Source organism: Pontibacter toksunensis (assembly GCF_042686245.1).
Lineage (GTDB): Bacteria > Bacteroidota > Bacteroidia > Cytophagales > Hymenobacteraceae > Pontibacter > Pontibacter toksunensis.
Genome location: NZ_JBHUOX010000036.1, coordinates 19566 through 34730, shown reverse-complemented (window position 1 = coordinate 34730; position 15165 = coordinate 19566). Strand labels below are relative to the sequence as shown.

The following is a 15165-nucleotide window of genomic DNA, read 5'->3' as shown; positions in this document are numbered from 1 at the left end:
GCACTCTCTCGCCGTAGGAACCATAGATGAAGGTCTTGGAAAAGCCAGCAGGAGAGAACTCAGGCGAGGTTATATCCGACCAGTGCACACCCATATTCGGAACAGCAAACGGCTCAGGGCCGAAGGTATATATAGACGGGAACACTCCCCTTTCGACCAGCTTGTAGGCTCCTTCATCAATGCCTGGCCCTATCTGCTTGACCTGCGCTTCCGTGATTTTGAAGAAGTGGAAGTCGAAGTGAGGAACAGTATAGACCTCTTCCGGGGCATGCCCCATCGGGTTCCAGTCTAACATAACTGATTTGATTCCTGTAGCGTGCGCCTGTCCCGGTAGCTCAAGAAAAAACATTCCCATCTCCTCCGGCAGGTCTTGCAGTACCTCCTCGGACATCTCAACACCAATCGCTGCAGGCTTGCCATTCACCATTTCTACCCAGGTACGGGCAGTGCCCCCCAACAGGGAGGTTGCAGGCCCGTAATGGACAACTGTTCTTGGCTTCTCTGGCTGTATAAAATCTTCGAGTTCGCACCCGGACATCGCCAGGAGACAAAGCAGCAGAGATGTCCCTAACAGCCTACGGCTGTAATTCTTTAAGTTAATCATAGTGTTTATGTTTAAATGTTTAATAATAGGAATATAGCCAGCTGTAAGGGAACTGCAGCAGGAGTAATAAGGGCAGAATGAAGGATAAATTTATTTAGTATAATTTAAAATGTATATAATTATACTAAATTTTGGATGAGCTTCACTAGTATTTTTCTGGTGTTAAAGCACCCATAACAACCTAGTGTCGGCTTTCCAGCAGCGTTTTTTAATCTACTTTCTTATTCGAAGGGTCTGCTCCTCTTATTCATCCGGAATGGCACCCTGCTTAGAAGCCGCTTCTATTCTACATAAGATCTGTTATAGCGAAAGTCCATTTAAATGCTCCTGAACGCACTTTTCTCATCCTTTTTCTGGTACTTCCTATAGAAATGGTTATTTTCATAGAACGGTGCCATTGAAGGGGCTCATGTATCTATTCTTGTTTATATCAGCTTTAGTTATTCCGTTTAGCCTCTAATTGGATACAACCTAAAATCAAAATGGTAGTAAAGATACTTATCATAGAATAATTTAGATTATATCAACTTAAATTCTCTTTTTATGAACAAAAATGTAGCAACCGTAAACAGGATTTATGAGGCATTTGGAAGAGGAGACATTCCTACTATTATTGATTGCCTATCAGAGAATGTGCAATGGGAGCAATGGGCCGACAATTCTGCACAAAAGGCAGGTGTTCCCTGGATGCAAGCCCAGAAAGGAAAACAGGGGGTAATGGAATTTTTTAAAAATGTAGGGGAGTTAGAAGTCAAAGATTTTCAAGTGCTATCGATTATGGCAAACGAGACGCAGGTAGCAGCAGAGCTTGTTTTTGAAGCTCGTGTCCCTTCTACTAATAACCATTACCGTGACGAAGAAATCCATTTATGGACATTTGATGAAGAAGGCAAAGTGATAGGTTTGCGACACTACGCTGACACTGCTAAAATTATAGCAGCTGCCAAAGCAAGCAATTAAATACCTGATTGTCCTGTCCTGAAATCCTGACATAAGTTGACAAACATAATCCCAGAAGAGCCTGAATTTCTTGTATAATAGAACAGCCTACTGCTCAACAGAAGCTATCTGTTAGGGGCATGCTTCACTATGCAAGATGAGAAGAGGGGGAAAATTATGGCGGCAGGCCTATAAAACAGAAAGGGACACCGATCGCGTCGTTTTCTTTAACGTCATCCCAAATAACTCCGGAGCTGACTTCTATAGGAAGCCATGCCACTCCCATAGTAAATTCTGTTCAAAAGAGTAGCTTTCTAATGGCCGTATAACGCCTTATATGTTAAATATAACACCTGAATGAGCGAAGCTTGAAGCATGCTGTTGCTTATCATAAAAGTAGTTAAGTGACAAGGATTGGCAGTAGTGCTAATGTATCAAGTAGGGAGGCTTATGCTGCTGCGAAGTTTTGGCACCTGGCTTTTCAAGAGCACTGTAGGCAAAAGCTGAGGCAGATGAGTACAAGGATTATTTCAGAAAGCGGTATAGGTAAGGTGCTTTGTTTGCCGCACCCGTGAATTTCTTTTCAAGGCGCTCCAGCACATTCAGGTCAAGAATCTTTTTCTGGAAATTGTTGCGGGCAAAGGGCTTGTCAAAAATGGCTTCATAGAGTTGCTGCACTTCCATCATGGTAAACGTTTCAGGAAGCAGGTTAAAGGCGATTAGCTTCTTGTCGAGGTTTGAGCGGAGGGTTTCGAGGGCTTGTTCCACTATCTGGTTATGGTCCATTATCATGGTCGGCAAGCTCTTGATGTTGTACCATTCTATGGATTCATCTATATCATGTTTATTTGGTACAACCTCATTGATGTCTACTAAGGCATAGTAGCCAATGGAAATAAAGCGCCGGGTCATCCACTCAAACTCTTTTCTGTTAAATTGTTTCTCCCTTGAACTCTCCTGGTTAAGCTCAATCAAACGCTCGAGGAAGGGTGCGCTGGTTCGGCCCGCATCACCAAACACCCTGAACTGCTCCAGGTAAATGTTCTTTATACCTGTTCGCCCTTCCAGGATGCGGCGTGCGGCCTGGTCTGTTCCCTCTTGCTGTAAAATAAAACCACTCGGCAAAGCCCAGAAGTCGCCCTTGAAGGCAAGCTTTGGGACTAATACCTTCAGCTGTGTCTCCTGATAACCAAATATGACACAGTCAATCGAGACCTGTTGAATGTAGTCCTGTTCACTTGGTAAGTGCATGTTCTGTTGTTGCATACCTTTAAGAAAAGATGCCTCAAACTTAATGCTTTCTGTTTTATTGAGTGTAATGGAATACATAGTTTCTATTGAGTTGGTTTCTTACCCCAGCTTGAGCGAAGTTATTAAGCCGCAGCCTGCGGCTTTCTGTCACGCATGTAAACTCCTCCGTCATTGATACCTCCGAAGCGGATAATGTCCTGCCCGGTTTTGAAATCAGAAAAGGCATAGACATGCATGCCAGCTACAAAGTCTTTTTTATCAGCTACATCTAAATAGGCTTTTATAAAATCCTCCTGATACTCTTTCTTAAACATCTTCGGCATACCCGAATAAGGGTCCACACTGCTGAACGTCTGGGCAAAGCAGGGTGCTAGCCACAGAAAAGGAGCAAAGTAAAAAGGTATCTCAGTGTCAGCTTATGGTTGTTAGGTGAATGATACTGCTTTTGGCTTCCCAAGGCAATTCTACTGACAGGATAAACAGTATGTAAAGGAAAGAAAATTATTGTCTAAAAAAAAGATAATAATAAAATGTTATTTATATCTTTGTTCATCGACAGCAAAACCCTTATCCAGATGTAAGCAATATCTATCAGATGCAGGAACATATTTGTAAGCTTATGTCTATTAAATTATGCTTCCTGTGCCCCAGACCCCGAAGCTGCCACAGCACCTTGAATTAAAGTCCCTTTTACCAGTAAGACGGTGGAGTTTAGGCATGAGTCGATAGAAGCCGGAAAGAAAGCTTTGTCAATACAAAGCCGGATCAAGGCGCCTTGATGTTAGTTATGGGTGCCGAATTTGTCATCAAATAAATAGAAGATATATGCTGGTAACATCCCGCATATGCAGAAAAGCTGTTTCAAATTTAATCACACAGAATAATGAATAGCAAGAAATTAATATTTCACTTTATACTGTTTGCGCTACTGCAGTTCTCATGCAGCGTACAGACACCAACCTCCACCGAACTATCGGAAGAGAATTTTTTCCTGGGTAAGTTTTATTTGATTGTAAAGGGGATGCCCCAGGGTGATGCCAGGATGATCATGAGTGTAGAGAAGGAAGAAGGGATGCTTTCTGGTACAATTACCAGCCCTATCAATCCTTCACAATTGTTCACCCTGGAAGAAATAACTGTTTCCGGCAAGGAATTGTCGGCCAAATTTGACGCGTTCAACAGCCGGCTTCCTATTACCCTGGTAAAGGAAGATGATGAAAATGTAACAGGCCAGATGGGCAGATTCGCTATTGAAGGCTCTAAAAAGGAATTGTTTAAACTCGAGGCCAATGCAAAAGTACCAGCTGCCCCTCATACGGCTAAAGACACAGCCTCTGCTGTCGTTACCATTGATGGCTCAAAAAAAATGGGTAAGCTTCCAAGATCAGCGGAGTACAACAACATTACACGCACTGATGTACTGGATAGTAGGGACATTGCTTTATATAAAGAACATGGACTTGGAGCAAAAGTACTTCGGGTGTGGATTTCTGATGAAAATATTTACGATAAAAAAACTGGTAAGTACGATTATGAAGGAGTGAATGAGTATCTGTTGGCAGCAAGTCCGGCTACCGATTTCTTCCTGGTAAATGTGGGCGTTAAGTGGTTGATAGACGAATGGGCAGATAATCCGGAGCAGGGCATGCCCATTCTAGAAAAGATACTTACAGACTTAAAAGTCAAATTTCCCAAAGTACGCTATATCGAAGTAATGAATGAGCCGGACTTTGGTCCTGAATATGTAAATAAGGTTACTCCTTCCAATTACTACCGCTATTACAAAGTTGTTTATGAGGCCATTAACAATGTTAATGCAAAGGTAAAGCCGGCTGTTCCCTTAGAGGTGGGTGGGCCTGCTGTTGCCAAATTTGATTTGAAATGGCTTACGGCTTTCCTGGACGATTATAAAAATGATGCCTCGCCAAATAAGAAGCTAGACTTCGTTTCCTGGCATGCATACTTTAAACCAGGAGATTCAGGATATGCTTTCTTAAAAGATGATCCAAGCCTGGTGAAAGACCAGCGCACCTTGTTTGAGGCGGAGCTTGCTAAGCGGGGGCTGGATAGAAGCATCCCTGCGTTTGTTACAGAAATGGGAATTTATCCAGGACCTCTGTTCGATCAGCAGGGATCGTTGCGCAACGATCATATGCGACAGGCCGCCGGATTAGCCTCCGTACACTACTGGTTCATGGAAAGTGACCATATCTACCCTTTCAACTGGGTAATGCGGCACCATGAGGAAGGAAGAAAAGATCAGCTGGTGTCGCGTGATGAATTTGGGGACCCCATGAAGCATTATGGAAAATTCACTCCCTATGGAAATACGCTAGTCATGTTTGCAAAATTGAAGGAGAACCGCCTGCAGGCATCCACCTCTACACCTATATCAGATGGTAAGGGAATATATGCGCTGGCAACTTCAGATTCCTCGGGTGTAGCTGCGATGGTATGGAATTATCAAGGTGTGAACAATACCGGGTATAATACCGAGCTAATTTTCGAAAAGCTCCCAGCTCTATTTAAAGACAAAAAAATCAGGGTTAAAACTTATAAGATTGACTTCCAAACGAGTAATTATCACGCAGATCTGGAAAATAGCAATCTTCAACTAGTGGAGGAAAAAGTTTATGATAACCCTAAGGAGTTTAGAAAAACAGTTTTTCTTCACCCCAATGCGCTTCAGCTTCTGGTACTGGAACCCATCAAGTAACATCAAAATATACGGTAGACTGACTATTCAAGAAAGGATGCTGAGAACGGATACATTTAAAACAGAAAGTATGAGAACAGCTGTTAATTCATTATGTCGGAAGTACGCACGTGGGGAGATGTACAGGAAGCAGAAGGCTTTTGTGATTACTGCGTTTCTTATGCTAGTGCACATTGGTCTGGCTTTTGGCCAAAGCCAAAGTTCAGACAGTCTGTTTACACAACCTTACATCGATGTGGATGAGTGGCGTAATGAGCCTGTACGGCATCGGTATGTCCACGGAGGATTTAAAGGTACTGAAACTCGGTTTTCTTTTTACTTTCCGCCAAAGGAAAACTATGAAGGTCGCTTCTTTCAATACATTACCCCTGTGCCTGACAGCGAAAACTTATCTCAGGGTGCTACAGGAGAAGAAGACAAAATAAGTTTTTCTATACAAAATGGCGCCTACTTTATAGAGACCAATGGTGGCGGAAATCTGGGACTTAGGGCAGATCCCCTGATCAGTGCATATAAGGCCAATGCTGCCAGTGCACAGTTCTCCAGAACAGTGGCCAAGAAAATGTACAATACCGATCAAAGGCCATTTGGCTATGCTTTTGGCGGAAGCGGGGGTGCGTATCGCACCATCGGAGGAATAGAAAATACAAAAGGAGTATGGGACGGAGTGGTTCCGTTTGTTGCAGGTTCTCCCATGGCCATTCCCAATGTATTCACGGTACGCATGCACGCTATGCGCGTCTTACAAGATAAATTGCCACAGATCGTGAATGCCATTGAACCTGGTGGAAGTGGTGATATGTACGCCGGGCTAAACCAGACTGAGAAAGCAGCCCTCATGGAAGTTACCAAAATGGGCTTTCCCAAAAAGGCATGGTTCAACTACGAAGAAATGGGTATACATGCTTTCCCTGCCATATTTCAGGGAATGAAAATGGCCGATGCTGGTTATTTCACTGATTTCTGGACAGTACCCGGATATCTGGGAAAGGACAAATACGAATCCATCAAGAAGGATCGCTTGCAAAAGAAAGCCAGGATAAAAGGAATTATCACAAAAAGAAAGGCTCATGAGTTAGGATTGCCGATGGGAAGCGATCCCGGCAGGGCCCGAGGAACTGCGGATGCCGCCTGGAAAAATCTGGACCAAAAGGCTGATACCATACCTGTCGCCATTCAATTGGATACGAGACTGCCTGAAGTACAATTTTTAGGAGGGGAACTTAAAATTCTATCGGGTGAAACGAAAGGGAAGGCTTTGGCACTAAAATCCATTGATGCTGATATGGTAGTATTAGGTGCAGTAGACCCTAAAATTGCCGCTGCTCTCCAGGTGGGTGATGAGGTACAAATCGACAATAGCGATTATCTGGCCGCCCAGACCTATCATCGCCATCAGGTACCTGGCCCGGAGTACAAGGTATGGGATCAATTCAGGGATAAAAACGGAAAACCCATCTACCCGCAACGCCCGATGCTGATTGGACCTTTGTTTACAAGATCCACCGTGGGATCATTGCCAAGCGGTAACTTTAAAGGAAAAATGATCTTACTAGGTTCACTGTGGGATACTGAGGCTTATCCCTGGCAGTCAGACTGGTACCGGAATAGAGTTGAAGAGTCTTTAGGAGATGCATCCGAAGATAACTTTAGGTTGTGGTTTACCGATCATGCCAATCACGGTGACTTTGCGGTGCCCGGTGATCCAACACATATTGTAAGCTACCTGGGGGTATTACAGCAAGCCCTGCTGGACCTGAGCAATTGGGTGGAAAATGGTATTGCCCCCGCAGCCTCTACAAACTATGACATTGTAGATGGTCAGGTCATAGTCCCTGAAAACGCCAACGAAAGAAAGGGTATTCAACCCGTAATTAAACTCAGAGCAAATGGCGGCAAGCGGGCAGAGGTATCAGTAGATGAAAAAGTGACCTTGTCCGCCGTCATTGAAGTTCCTAACGGCCAGGGTAGTCTAGTCAGCGTGGAGTGGGATTTTGATGGCACAGGCGAATTTGCGGTAGCGGAAAAAGACATAAATTCTTCACAGGAAAAAATGACCCTGACCAAAACCCATTCCTTTTCCCAACCAGGGACTTATTTCATTACCCTTAGGGCTGTTTCCCAACGCGATGGAAATGCTGAAACTCCTTTTTCCGGTATCCAGAATTTGGATCGCGTGAGAGTAGTAGTCAAGTAACATTGACCGCCTAATAAAAACATTTCACACGCCGACAATCCAAACTGCGAATGTTGAAGGGCAACTTGCAAGCATTATGGTAGTGATTAAGAAGTAGAAAAATCTTTTATAGAAAATAAACACTGCATTGATACTCTAAACGATGAAAGTAGAAAACAAAGTAATACTCGTTACAGGGGGAGGTAGCGGTATGGGCCGTGAACTGGTGCTTCAACTTATCGCTAAAGGGGCAAAGGTGATCACCATAGATATCAATGCCGCCGCACTGCAGGAAACTTTGGAATTGGCAGGGAATAACGCAAGTTCAGTAAAGACCTTTTTAATTGACATCACAGACAGACGTTCGGTTGAAGAACTTGTTCCTACTGCTATCTCGCAATTCGGTGTTGTTGATGGCATCATCAACAATGCCGGCATTATTCAGCCTTTTATCAAATTGAATGACCTTTCGTTTGAAACGATAGAACGGGTAATCAATATCAATCTGTACGGAACGCTCTATACCACAAAGGCATTTTTACCGCATCTGATTTCCAGGCCTGAGGCGCACATTGTGAATATCTCAAGTATGGGAGGCTTTCTGCCCGTGCCAGGTCAAACCATTTATGGCGCTACAAAAGCAGCCGTAAAACTTTTAACAGAGGGGCTGAATTCGGAGCTTAAAAATACGAAGGTACATGTAACGGTAGTTTTCCCGGGGGCTGTTCGAACCAATATCATGGGAAACTCAGGCCTGGATAATGCAGCCTCCATGGATGATCCACGGGCTGCCAGAATCACTTCCGCACAACAGGCAGCACAGGTAATAATCCGGGGTATGGAAAGTAACCAGTACAGGGTGTTGGTGGGTAAGGATGCTAAAATTATGGATTTCCTCTACCGCTTGAATCCCAAAGCAGCGGCTGCGTTTATTAGCAAGAGAATGAAAAGGGTCTAAAGACTTATACTAGTTGTCTAATCCAGAAATAGGTTGACAGAAGTAATCCCGGAAAACGTGGGAATAACGGGACAGAAAGTAGGAGCTTAAGTAAAAGGCTGTTTTTTCAGATTTATTAAACAAGTTTTCGCTTAGTTGTATTAATCCCTGTTGACTCCTGAAGTACAAGGGAGGGTTGAAGTGAAGGATAACTGCGCTTTTCAAACTATGGAGAACGCTGCATGCCGTGCCTGGCACTTCTATCTAGTAATGATATTGCTAATAACCATCTGATTATAAATGGCTTTACTGCTAACACTTTGCTTGATTGGCTAGTAGCGGTGTATTTCAGTTTTGTAACACGTGTAACAAACCAGAAATATTTTGTTACAGAATTCAGGGCCAAAAACCGCGTTCTTTTATATATATACCTCTTATTTATTAAAAGTAACAATAGTAACAAAAGTAACGCGCATTTTTAATTTCAGAAAAACGGCTTGCAGCAGAAGTGGAGGTTCGATGCCGTGAATTGAACTTATACCAGAATCAGGGTTTTCCTGCAGTTATAGGAAGCTGGCGGTGTCCCCCTCTCATAAGCACGAATCCAACAGTAGGACCTGCCTCTATTAAGGAAGAGCAAATGCGTGCCCGCCTAGGAGGCTGTCGCATTCTGCTGCGCTGACTTTAAGCGCCGTCTGCCCTGTCCCGCAAAACCCCCGTTTTACAGGACGATGAGAACAGCTGAAAGCAACATCCCCTGCAGCGCACAAAATATCCCATTTTGCCGTCCCATTAATCAAAAGGCATTTTATATATTTGGGACGAGTAAATGGAACAGACATGAAGATTGGATACGCCAGGGTCTCCACCCAGGACCAGAAGCTGGAACTGCAGACCGACGCACTTACCCACCACGGGTGCGAGCAGATATACAGGGAGAAGAAATCAGGAAAGAACAAGGAACGTCCGGAGCTGGAGAAGATGATAAATCAGCTCAGAGCAGGTGACACGGTGGTGGTGTGGAAGCTTGACCGGTTGGGACGCTCGCTACGGGACCTGATTGACTTGGTGGCAGAGTTCAAGGAGAAAGGGGTGGACTTTGTGAGCCTGCAAGACGGAATCAACACGGCCACGCCCACCGGCCGCTTCACCTTCAACATCTTCGCTTCCTTGGCAGAGTTTGAGCGGGAAATCATACGCGAAAGAACAAATGCTGGGTTAGCTTCAGCTAAGGCAAGGGGCAGAAAGGGAGGCAGGCCTACCGGTCTCTCCAAGGCAGCCATGGAGAAGGCGAAGTCAGCCAAGATTTTGTTTGACTCCGGAACCAAGTCAGTGGAGGAGATCGCCAAAATTCTCGGCGTAGGAAGGACCACCTGCTACCGCTATATAGAACATGTCTCTGGTATGAGCAAAGACGCTACCGAATCTTAATTAAAGCAAATCTTCAGTTGGGAAACACAGCAGGAATCAGGAGGAGCTTTTAGAAGCCTGCCTGGAGGAGTACGTTAGGCAGCATATTAGTGTGCTGACTGCAAGACCGTAGTGAGCACAGCGCCCTAGACCGGGCAACATGCAATCCACCTGTGGGCAAGTCCAGCGGCTATAAACGGAAGCTTAAGGGAAAACATGGGCTATAGAAGAGATTCTTCGAAAAAATTCTGCTCATTTTCAATTTGATAAAGTGCTGCGCATCAAAGCGAAAGCAAGTAAATTTCTAGTATTTTTTAGTCATACTCATTTAGAACCGCGACACACGCTGCCGACACTAGGCAACTGCCTACCCGTTATCAGCCGTATGTGACGCGGGCACAAAGCTTTTATACAAGTATCAGTCGATTTTAAGAGTGGCTTGAGAGAAGGGCAATTGTCCTGGCTGTTGCTGTCACCGCCCGGCTTCAATTCGGGCAACGAGGTCCTCGGGCTTGGTGCCTAAACTCTTAGATACCTTGAAGAGCGTGTCAATAGTCGGCACGCGCAGCCCACGTTCCAGCAGCGAGATGTAAGTCCTGTCCAGGCTGCTGCGGAACGCCAGCTCCTCCTGTGTCAGGCCCTGCTCCCGCCGGAGCTCCTGTAGTACGTTTCCAAAGGTCTTCTCAGGCATTGTGCGACTTTAGTCTGCACAAAAGAGACTAAAAAGGACCCCAGCCACCACGGACTATAGTCTGAATCTATTATATTTGTGACTATAGTCTACTTTCCTATTCCCTTTGTTGGCACCCGTTCTGACGAGCAGAGAGGAATAGGTGAAGATGGTAAACAGAGACAGAGTCTTTTAACTACACCACACATGGAAAAACTTTATCTGCCGGAGCGGCCGGCCTATTCAAATAAACTCAGGCTCCTTATCGATGAGTGCATCGAGTCAGGCAACTATGGGCTTACCACCGATAGGGCTAAGGTAGAGTATAACCTGAAGATGCTGAGAATGTATGAGCACGTGCTGCGGCAATCAGCGGCGTCTGCACAAGGCATGAGCTTTGTATTCGACGCTGGAAGGTTCATCGTTATCGCAAAGGTGAAGTCGGACCAATCCCAGATGTCAATGGACTTCTTTGACTTTCGAGTATATGCAAACTTCAGGGAGGTTAACGCCAGTAAGCTAGACCATGAATTCTCGGAGACAGTGGTCAGTCAGTTCGAGGAGATCCTCTACCAGTTGAACGCCTCCTACACAGATGCAGCAGACAACAAGGTGGAACTTCTATTAGAAGATTAAATCCCTTAGGCCTCTCTACCGGCCAGCACCTGATAAACTTTTTTTGGTGTCTTTTAACCATATTATAATAAATAGCCAGAGATGAAGCAGAAGCCGCCTCGTCCCAGGCTATTTATTTATAATGTGGGTTATACCTCTTAAACTTTGCATGGCTACATCCAAGGCCACAACAAGAATTTACTGTGAATTCAGGCAAGCACTTACTTCTTATAGGTATTGTAAAAGTTCAATTTAGGTAGATTCTTCTCTCTTTGTTCAGTAAGCGGAAATCCTGAAAATGAAAATACAGCGTTACTTTTGTAACATTTGTAGCGTTTTAAAAAAGATAGGAATAGAGGCTCTGAGTGCAGGTTTTAGCTCTAAATGCTGTAACAAAATTTTTGGAATTTGTTACACTTGTTACAAACTTCAAATACGCCGCTATAGGCTAATAAATCAAAGTGTAGCAGTGTAGGTATTTAACTGCCAGCACATTAAACACATAATACTGCCAGCACATTAAACACATAATCTCATGCCTAAAGAAGAGCAAATTTAGGAACGTAGTGCTCCTCTAAGTTCAACAGTTGCGGATTTCTTTCACTTTGAAACCTTCTTTTGTTTTAGACAGCAACATGGATTAGTTCAATTTAAAGCTAATCAAGAGACAAGAAAATACCGATGGCTGCTCCATGGTACGCACACAAACATAAGAAGTATTTCCCATCTTACATCCAACTGCGGGCAAAAACCTGTTCTCTGATCCTCTGCTGTAACTGCTACTAGGTACCTCATGTACTTTTTCGTCTCGTTATTCCCACGTTTTCTGGGATTGACTTGAGCACTTGACCTTGTATCCGCATCAAGCTTAAAGAGCTGGAGCAATTGCATTGAATTTCGTCCTGCCGCGCCAGTGGAAGATACTTTAGCCGTTCTCTTCAGAGCCAACACTACAAGCAACATGCTGTTTGAGTGGCTGTAGCCGTACGTATCCGGATATAACCGTATTAATCGGATATATCCGGATATACACGTTTAGATAATTTGTACTTAAATAGCTGTGCTTTTAGCGTTGCATGCACCCTTTCCAGCTGGTTTTGCTTCTGAAATGAAGAGATTGAGCTGACTTTTCTCTACAGGAGGAGAAAGTCACAAGAGCCACACCCCCGGCTTTTGGCTTTTTGAGTCTTTCCCGCATAAAAGAAAGGGAAAGGTGCCGGTATTCTCACAAAAGTTATTATATTGAATAAACAAGATATGGATGACAAATACCTCTGAAACAGCCGCAAAAACGTCCATTTTGGCAATGAGAACAAACCAGGTCACTTCCGCACATAGTGTCAATAAGCGTATGTTTACGCATATCCCCTAGTTGGTGGTAAAAAGAATGAATAAACTGTTCACCTTCATGTTGCTCTTTTGCACCAGTGTTTGTTTAGCACAAGTCTTACCTGGCGATTCTCTTAAAATAAAAATTGCTGAAGAATTTCTAAAGAAAAGGCTTGGCGAGAAGGTGGTAAGGGATAAACTCGTCTTTGCTGGAATTTATGAAGGTCCACTTGACTTAGTAACCTTTGAGCTAAAAGGAAGAAAAGAAAATAATAAGAATTTGGTCGTGATATTTTTAGATGGTGATAAAGTGGAGAGCAAGTTCAATACAAAGATTACCAAAGAAGATATTATCAACTACTATAAAGGCCAACAAACAAAGAACTTGTTCTGGAATAAAGATTATGCTACTAATCTTGCTAAGAGTTTATCCTTTGAAAAAGGAATAAAAGGGTGGGAAGTCAAATTAGAAGATATGATTTACGATATTTCTTGGAGCATCTACTCCTATGCAACTGAAACATGGGACCCATACGAAGCAGGTGGAAAGGCATTAAAAATAAATGCTAAGACTGGAAAGTATGAAATTCAAGAATGGTCTGAAATAGAATAAAAATTTCTTCCACCAACAACACCTATAAAGTAGCTACGCCACTTCATAGCCCAGCACGTTATGGGCAATAAAAATTAATTAAGAAAAAGATGAAAGCATTAAATGCGTTATTCTATCACGTGTACAATAGCTATTATAAGGATGGAAATTATACAAATGATATTCCTCATTTAACGGCTTTTGGTTTATTAGGCTCTTCCTTGACTATGTTCTGTTTGGCAGTTTTCGCACTGTTTAATAGCATGTTCAACAATTCAAGATTGTCTGTGGGAATATGCCTTGCGATAGTAATTGCAGGTCTGCTTTTCTTCTCTTTCCAATTTCTTTATGATTCTCGATACAATAGAATATACAACGAGATAAAGGGGTCTAAATTGGATAATATGTTTATGAAAATAGTAGCTTGGGGAGTTGTTGTGATGGGTTTCGTATCTGTTGGGCTTTATTCTTATATCTTCAATCAACCAAAGTGATAAAACACATCAACAAGAAGAGAAAGAATTAAAGCCCATAACAAGGTGCATAATTTAGGCTTCGGCTTCGCCTCGCTCACCTTAGGTACCAACCGCTAAATCTATGATGAAAACAAGCATTTTGGTCTAATTAATGTTCAATCTCACTTCATAAGGGGTACCTCTCTTGACCTAAAAGAAAGAAAAACAGCAGCTAGTAATTCATAAACGTCAGCTGACGGCAATACTGGACGCTGCATTTGCAAACTAAAGCTCCATTAAGATGCTTCTCCTCAAGCTTAAAAATTGGCAACTGCTCGCACTGATATTTTTGGTGCCCCTAGTCTTGGAGTTAACAGGATTAGGTAATGCTTTGCTGCTAAACGAATCTGAAGGACTACCCGTAGCAATCATATCAACAGCAGCTAACATGATTCCTTCTCTGGTCTTTCTTAGCTGGGCCTGGCATGTAGGTACTTATCTTCATAAAAAGTTGCCGGCAGCGGTCAAGATGAGCCTTACTGTCTTAAAACTGGTGATAATTGCCCTAGCTGTTTATGGTATTGTATTTTCAATGTACAGCTCCCTTTTCTGGAATTACAGCGAGTTCAGTAGCTGGATAGGCTCTCATTTGCTTGCGATGCTCGGCACGATGTATATTCTACATTTTATAGCGAAGTCCATCAAAGTTGTTGAGATGCAAAAGCCCTTGAAGCTCAGTGACTATTCTGACGAATTCCTATGGCTGATAATATGGCCCTTTGGGATTTGGAAACTGCAGCCAAGAATAAACGGTTTACTCAGTGGCTCTAATTTGAAGCCTTTAGAGCTGTAAATTGATAATTTGTTTAACGGAAGTTGGTAGCCAGGCAAAACTATCAAATGAAGAAAGCAGCACTTTTAGTCATTGATATGCAGGTTGGTGCTTTACAGCTATCTAACCCCAGGTTTCACGCCTTAGATGGAGTCATTGAGCGACTGGAAAAGCTAATTGGCAGAGGGAGGGATAAAGGTGTTCTAATCTGTTATGCTCAGCATCACAACCCGGATGGGTTTCCAACTTACGGCAGTAGTGAGTGGGAGATAATACCGCAGATAGGACCGGAAAGCCAAGATATTGTGGTTCAAAAAACAACGCCTGACGTTTTCCTCAACACTGCTCTACATGAGCAACTACAAGAAAAAAATATTGGTAAGTTAATCATAGCGGGAATCCAAACGGCTGATTGCATCGATACCTCCTGCAGGCGGGCGTTTAGCTTAGGCTATGAAGTTGTTTTGGTAAAAGATGGACATACTACTTTCGATTCACAAAATTTGAGAGCGGAGCAGATTATCGCTCATCATAACCAGATAATGGCAAACTGGTTTGGCCAAGTGATAGAATCAGAAAAGGTTGTGTTTTAAAAATGCGCTTGCCTGCCAAACCTACGAGGCATAGCCCAGTCCGTTA

General features: G+C 43.3%; 14 protein-coding genes. 10 read left to right on the top strand and 4 right to left on the bottom strand.

Going from position 1 to position 15165, the window contains the following annotated elements:
• Positions 1 to 604 (bottom strand): hypothetical protein (locus ACFS7Z_RS25240; RefSeq protein WP_377491507.1); only part of this gene is annotated, 604 nt, incomplete at its 3' end.
• Positions 605 to 1147: 543 nt separating this feature from the next.
• On the opposite strand from ACFS7Z_RS25240, the gene ACFS7Z_RS25235 reads away from it, so the two are divergent.
• Positions 1148 to 1564, top strand: a complete 417-nt coding sequence (locus ACFS7Z_RS25235; protein ID WP_377491504.1) for a nuclear transport factor 2 family protein — start codon at positions 1148 to 1150, stop codon at positions 1562 to 1564.
• Between the two features lie 504 nt (positions 1565 to 2068).
• Here the strand turns inward: ACFS7Z_RS25235 and ACFS7Z_RS25230 are convergent.
• The gene (locus tag ACFS7Z_RS25230) at positions 2069 to 2794 is read right to left on the bottom strand and encodes an NUDIX hydrolase (RefSeq protein WP_377491513.1); all 726 of its coding nucleotides are present in this window, start codon (positions 2792 to 2794) and stop codon (positions 2069 to 2071) included.
• A gap of 122 nt (positions 2795 to 2916) precedes the next feature.
• A complete protein-coding gene (locus tag ACFS7Z_RS25225; RefSeq protein WP_377491501.1) occupies positions 2917 to 3135 on the bottom strand; it encodes a glycoside hydrolase family 2 TIM barrel-domain containing protein in 219 nt (72 codons plus the stop codon).
• 707 nt (positions 3136 to 3842) lie between these two features.
• Between ACFS7Z_RS25225 and ACFS7Z_RS25220 the strand changes: the two genes are divergently transcribed.
• The 4 genes from ACFS7Z_RS25220 (at position 3843) to ACFS7Z_RS25205 (ending at position 10054) form a co-directional block, all read left to right on the top strand.
• A complete protein-coding gene (locus ACFS7Z_RS25220) occupies positions 3843 to 5510 on the top strand; it encodes a GH39 family glycosyl hydrolase (RefSeq protein ID WP_377491498.1) in 1668 nt (555 codons plus the stop codon).
• Positions 5511 to 5580: 70 nt separating this feature from the next.
• The gene (locus ACFS7Z_RS25215; RefSeq protein ID WP_377491495.1) at positions 5581 to 7707 is read left to right on the top strand and encodes a PKD domain-containing protein; all 2127 of its coding nucleotides are present in this window, start codon (positions 5581 to 5583) and stop codon (positions 7705 to 7707) included.
• A 142-nt stretch (positions 7708 to 7849) separates the two neighbouring features.
• A complete protein-coding gene (locus tag ACFS7Z_RS25210; protein ID WP_377491492.1) occupies positions 7850 to 8644 on the top strand; it encodes an SDR family NAD(P)-dependent oxidoreductase in 795 nt (264 codons plus the stop codon).
• An 819-nt stretch (positions 8645 to 9463) separates the two neighbouring features.
• Entirely contained in the window at positions 9464 to 10054 is a 591-nt protein-coding gene (locus tag ACFS7Z_RS25205; RefSeq protein ID WP_377491489.1) for a recombinase family protein, read from the top strand.
• 451 nt (positions 10055 to 10505) lie between these two features.
• Here the strand turns inward: ACFS7Z_RS25205 and ACFS7Z_RS25200 are convergent, their stop codons facing one another.
• A complete protein-coding gene (locus ACFS7Z_RS25200; RefSeq protein ID WP_377491486.1) occupies positions 10506 to 10724 on the bottom strand; it encodes a helix-turn-helix domain-containing protein in 219 nt (72 codons plus the stop codon).
• Positions 10725 to 10910: 186 nt separating this feature from the next.
• Here ACFS7Z_RS25200 and ACFS7Z_RS25195 point away from each other — a divergent pair, with 186 nt between their 5' ends.
• The 5 genes from ACFS7Z_RS25195 to ACFS7Z_RS25175 all read left to right on the top strand — a co-directional run bounded on the left by ACFS7Z_RS25195 (position 10911) and on the right by ACFS7Z_RS25175 (position 15119).
• Complete coding sequence (locus ACFS7Z_RS25195; RefSeq protein ID WP_377491483.1) at positions 10911 to 11339, top strand: hypothetical protein; 429 nt, start codon at positions 10911 to 10913, stop codon at positions 11337 to 11339.
• Positions 11340 to 12705: 1366 nt separating this feature from the next.
• Positions 12706 to 13260 carry a hypothetical protein gene (locus tag ACFS7Z_RS25190; RefSeq protein WP_377491480.1) on the top strand — a complete coding sequence of 185 codons (555 nt, stop codon included), beginning with the start codon at positions 12706 to 12708 and terminating at the stop codon, positions 13258 to 13260.
• 89 nt (positions 13261 to 13349) lie between these two features.
• Positions 13350 to 13733, top strand: a complete 384-nt coding sequence (locus ACFS7Z_RS25185; protein WP_377491477.1) for a hypothetical protein — start codon at positions 13350 to 13352, stop codon at positions 13731 to 13733.
• A 262-nt stretch (positions 13734 to 13995) separates the two neighbouring features.
• Positions 13996 to 14547: a hypothetical protein gene (locus ACFS7Z_RS25180; protein WP_377491475.1), complete on the top strand. Its 552-nt coding sequence runs from the start codon at positions 13996 to 13998 to the stop codon at positions 14545 to 14547.
• Positions 14548 to 14594: 47 nt separating this feature from the next.
• On the top strand, positions 14595 to 15119 hold the full coding sequence (locus tag ACFS7Z_RS25175) for a cysteine hydrolase family protein (RefSeq protein ID WP_377491472.1): 525 nt from the start codon (positions 14595 to 14597) through the stop codon (positions 15117 to 15119).
• Positions 15120 to 15165 lie beyond the last annotated feature (46 nt).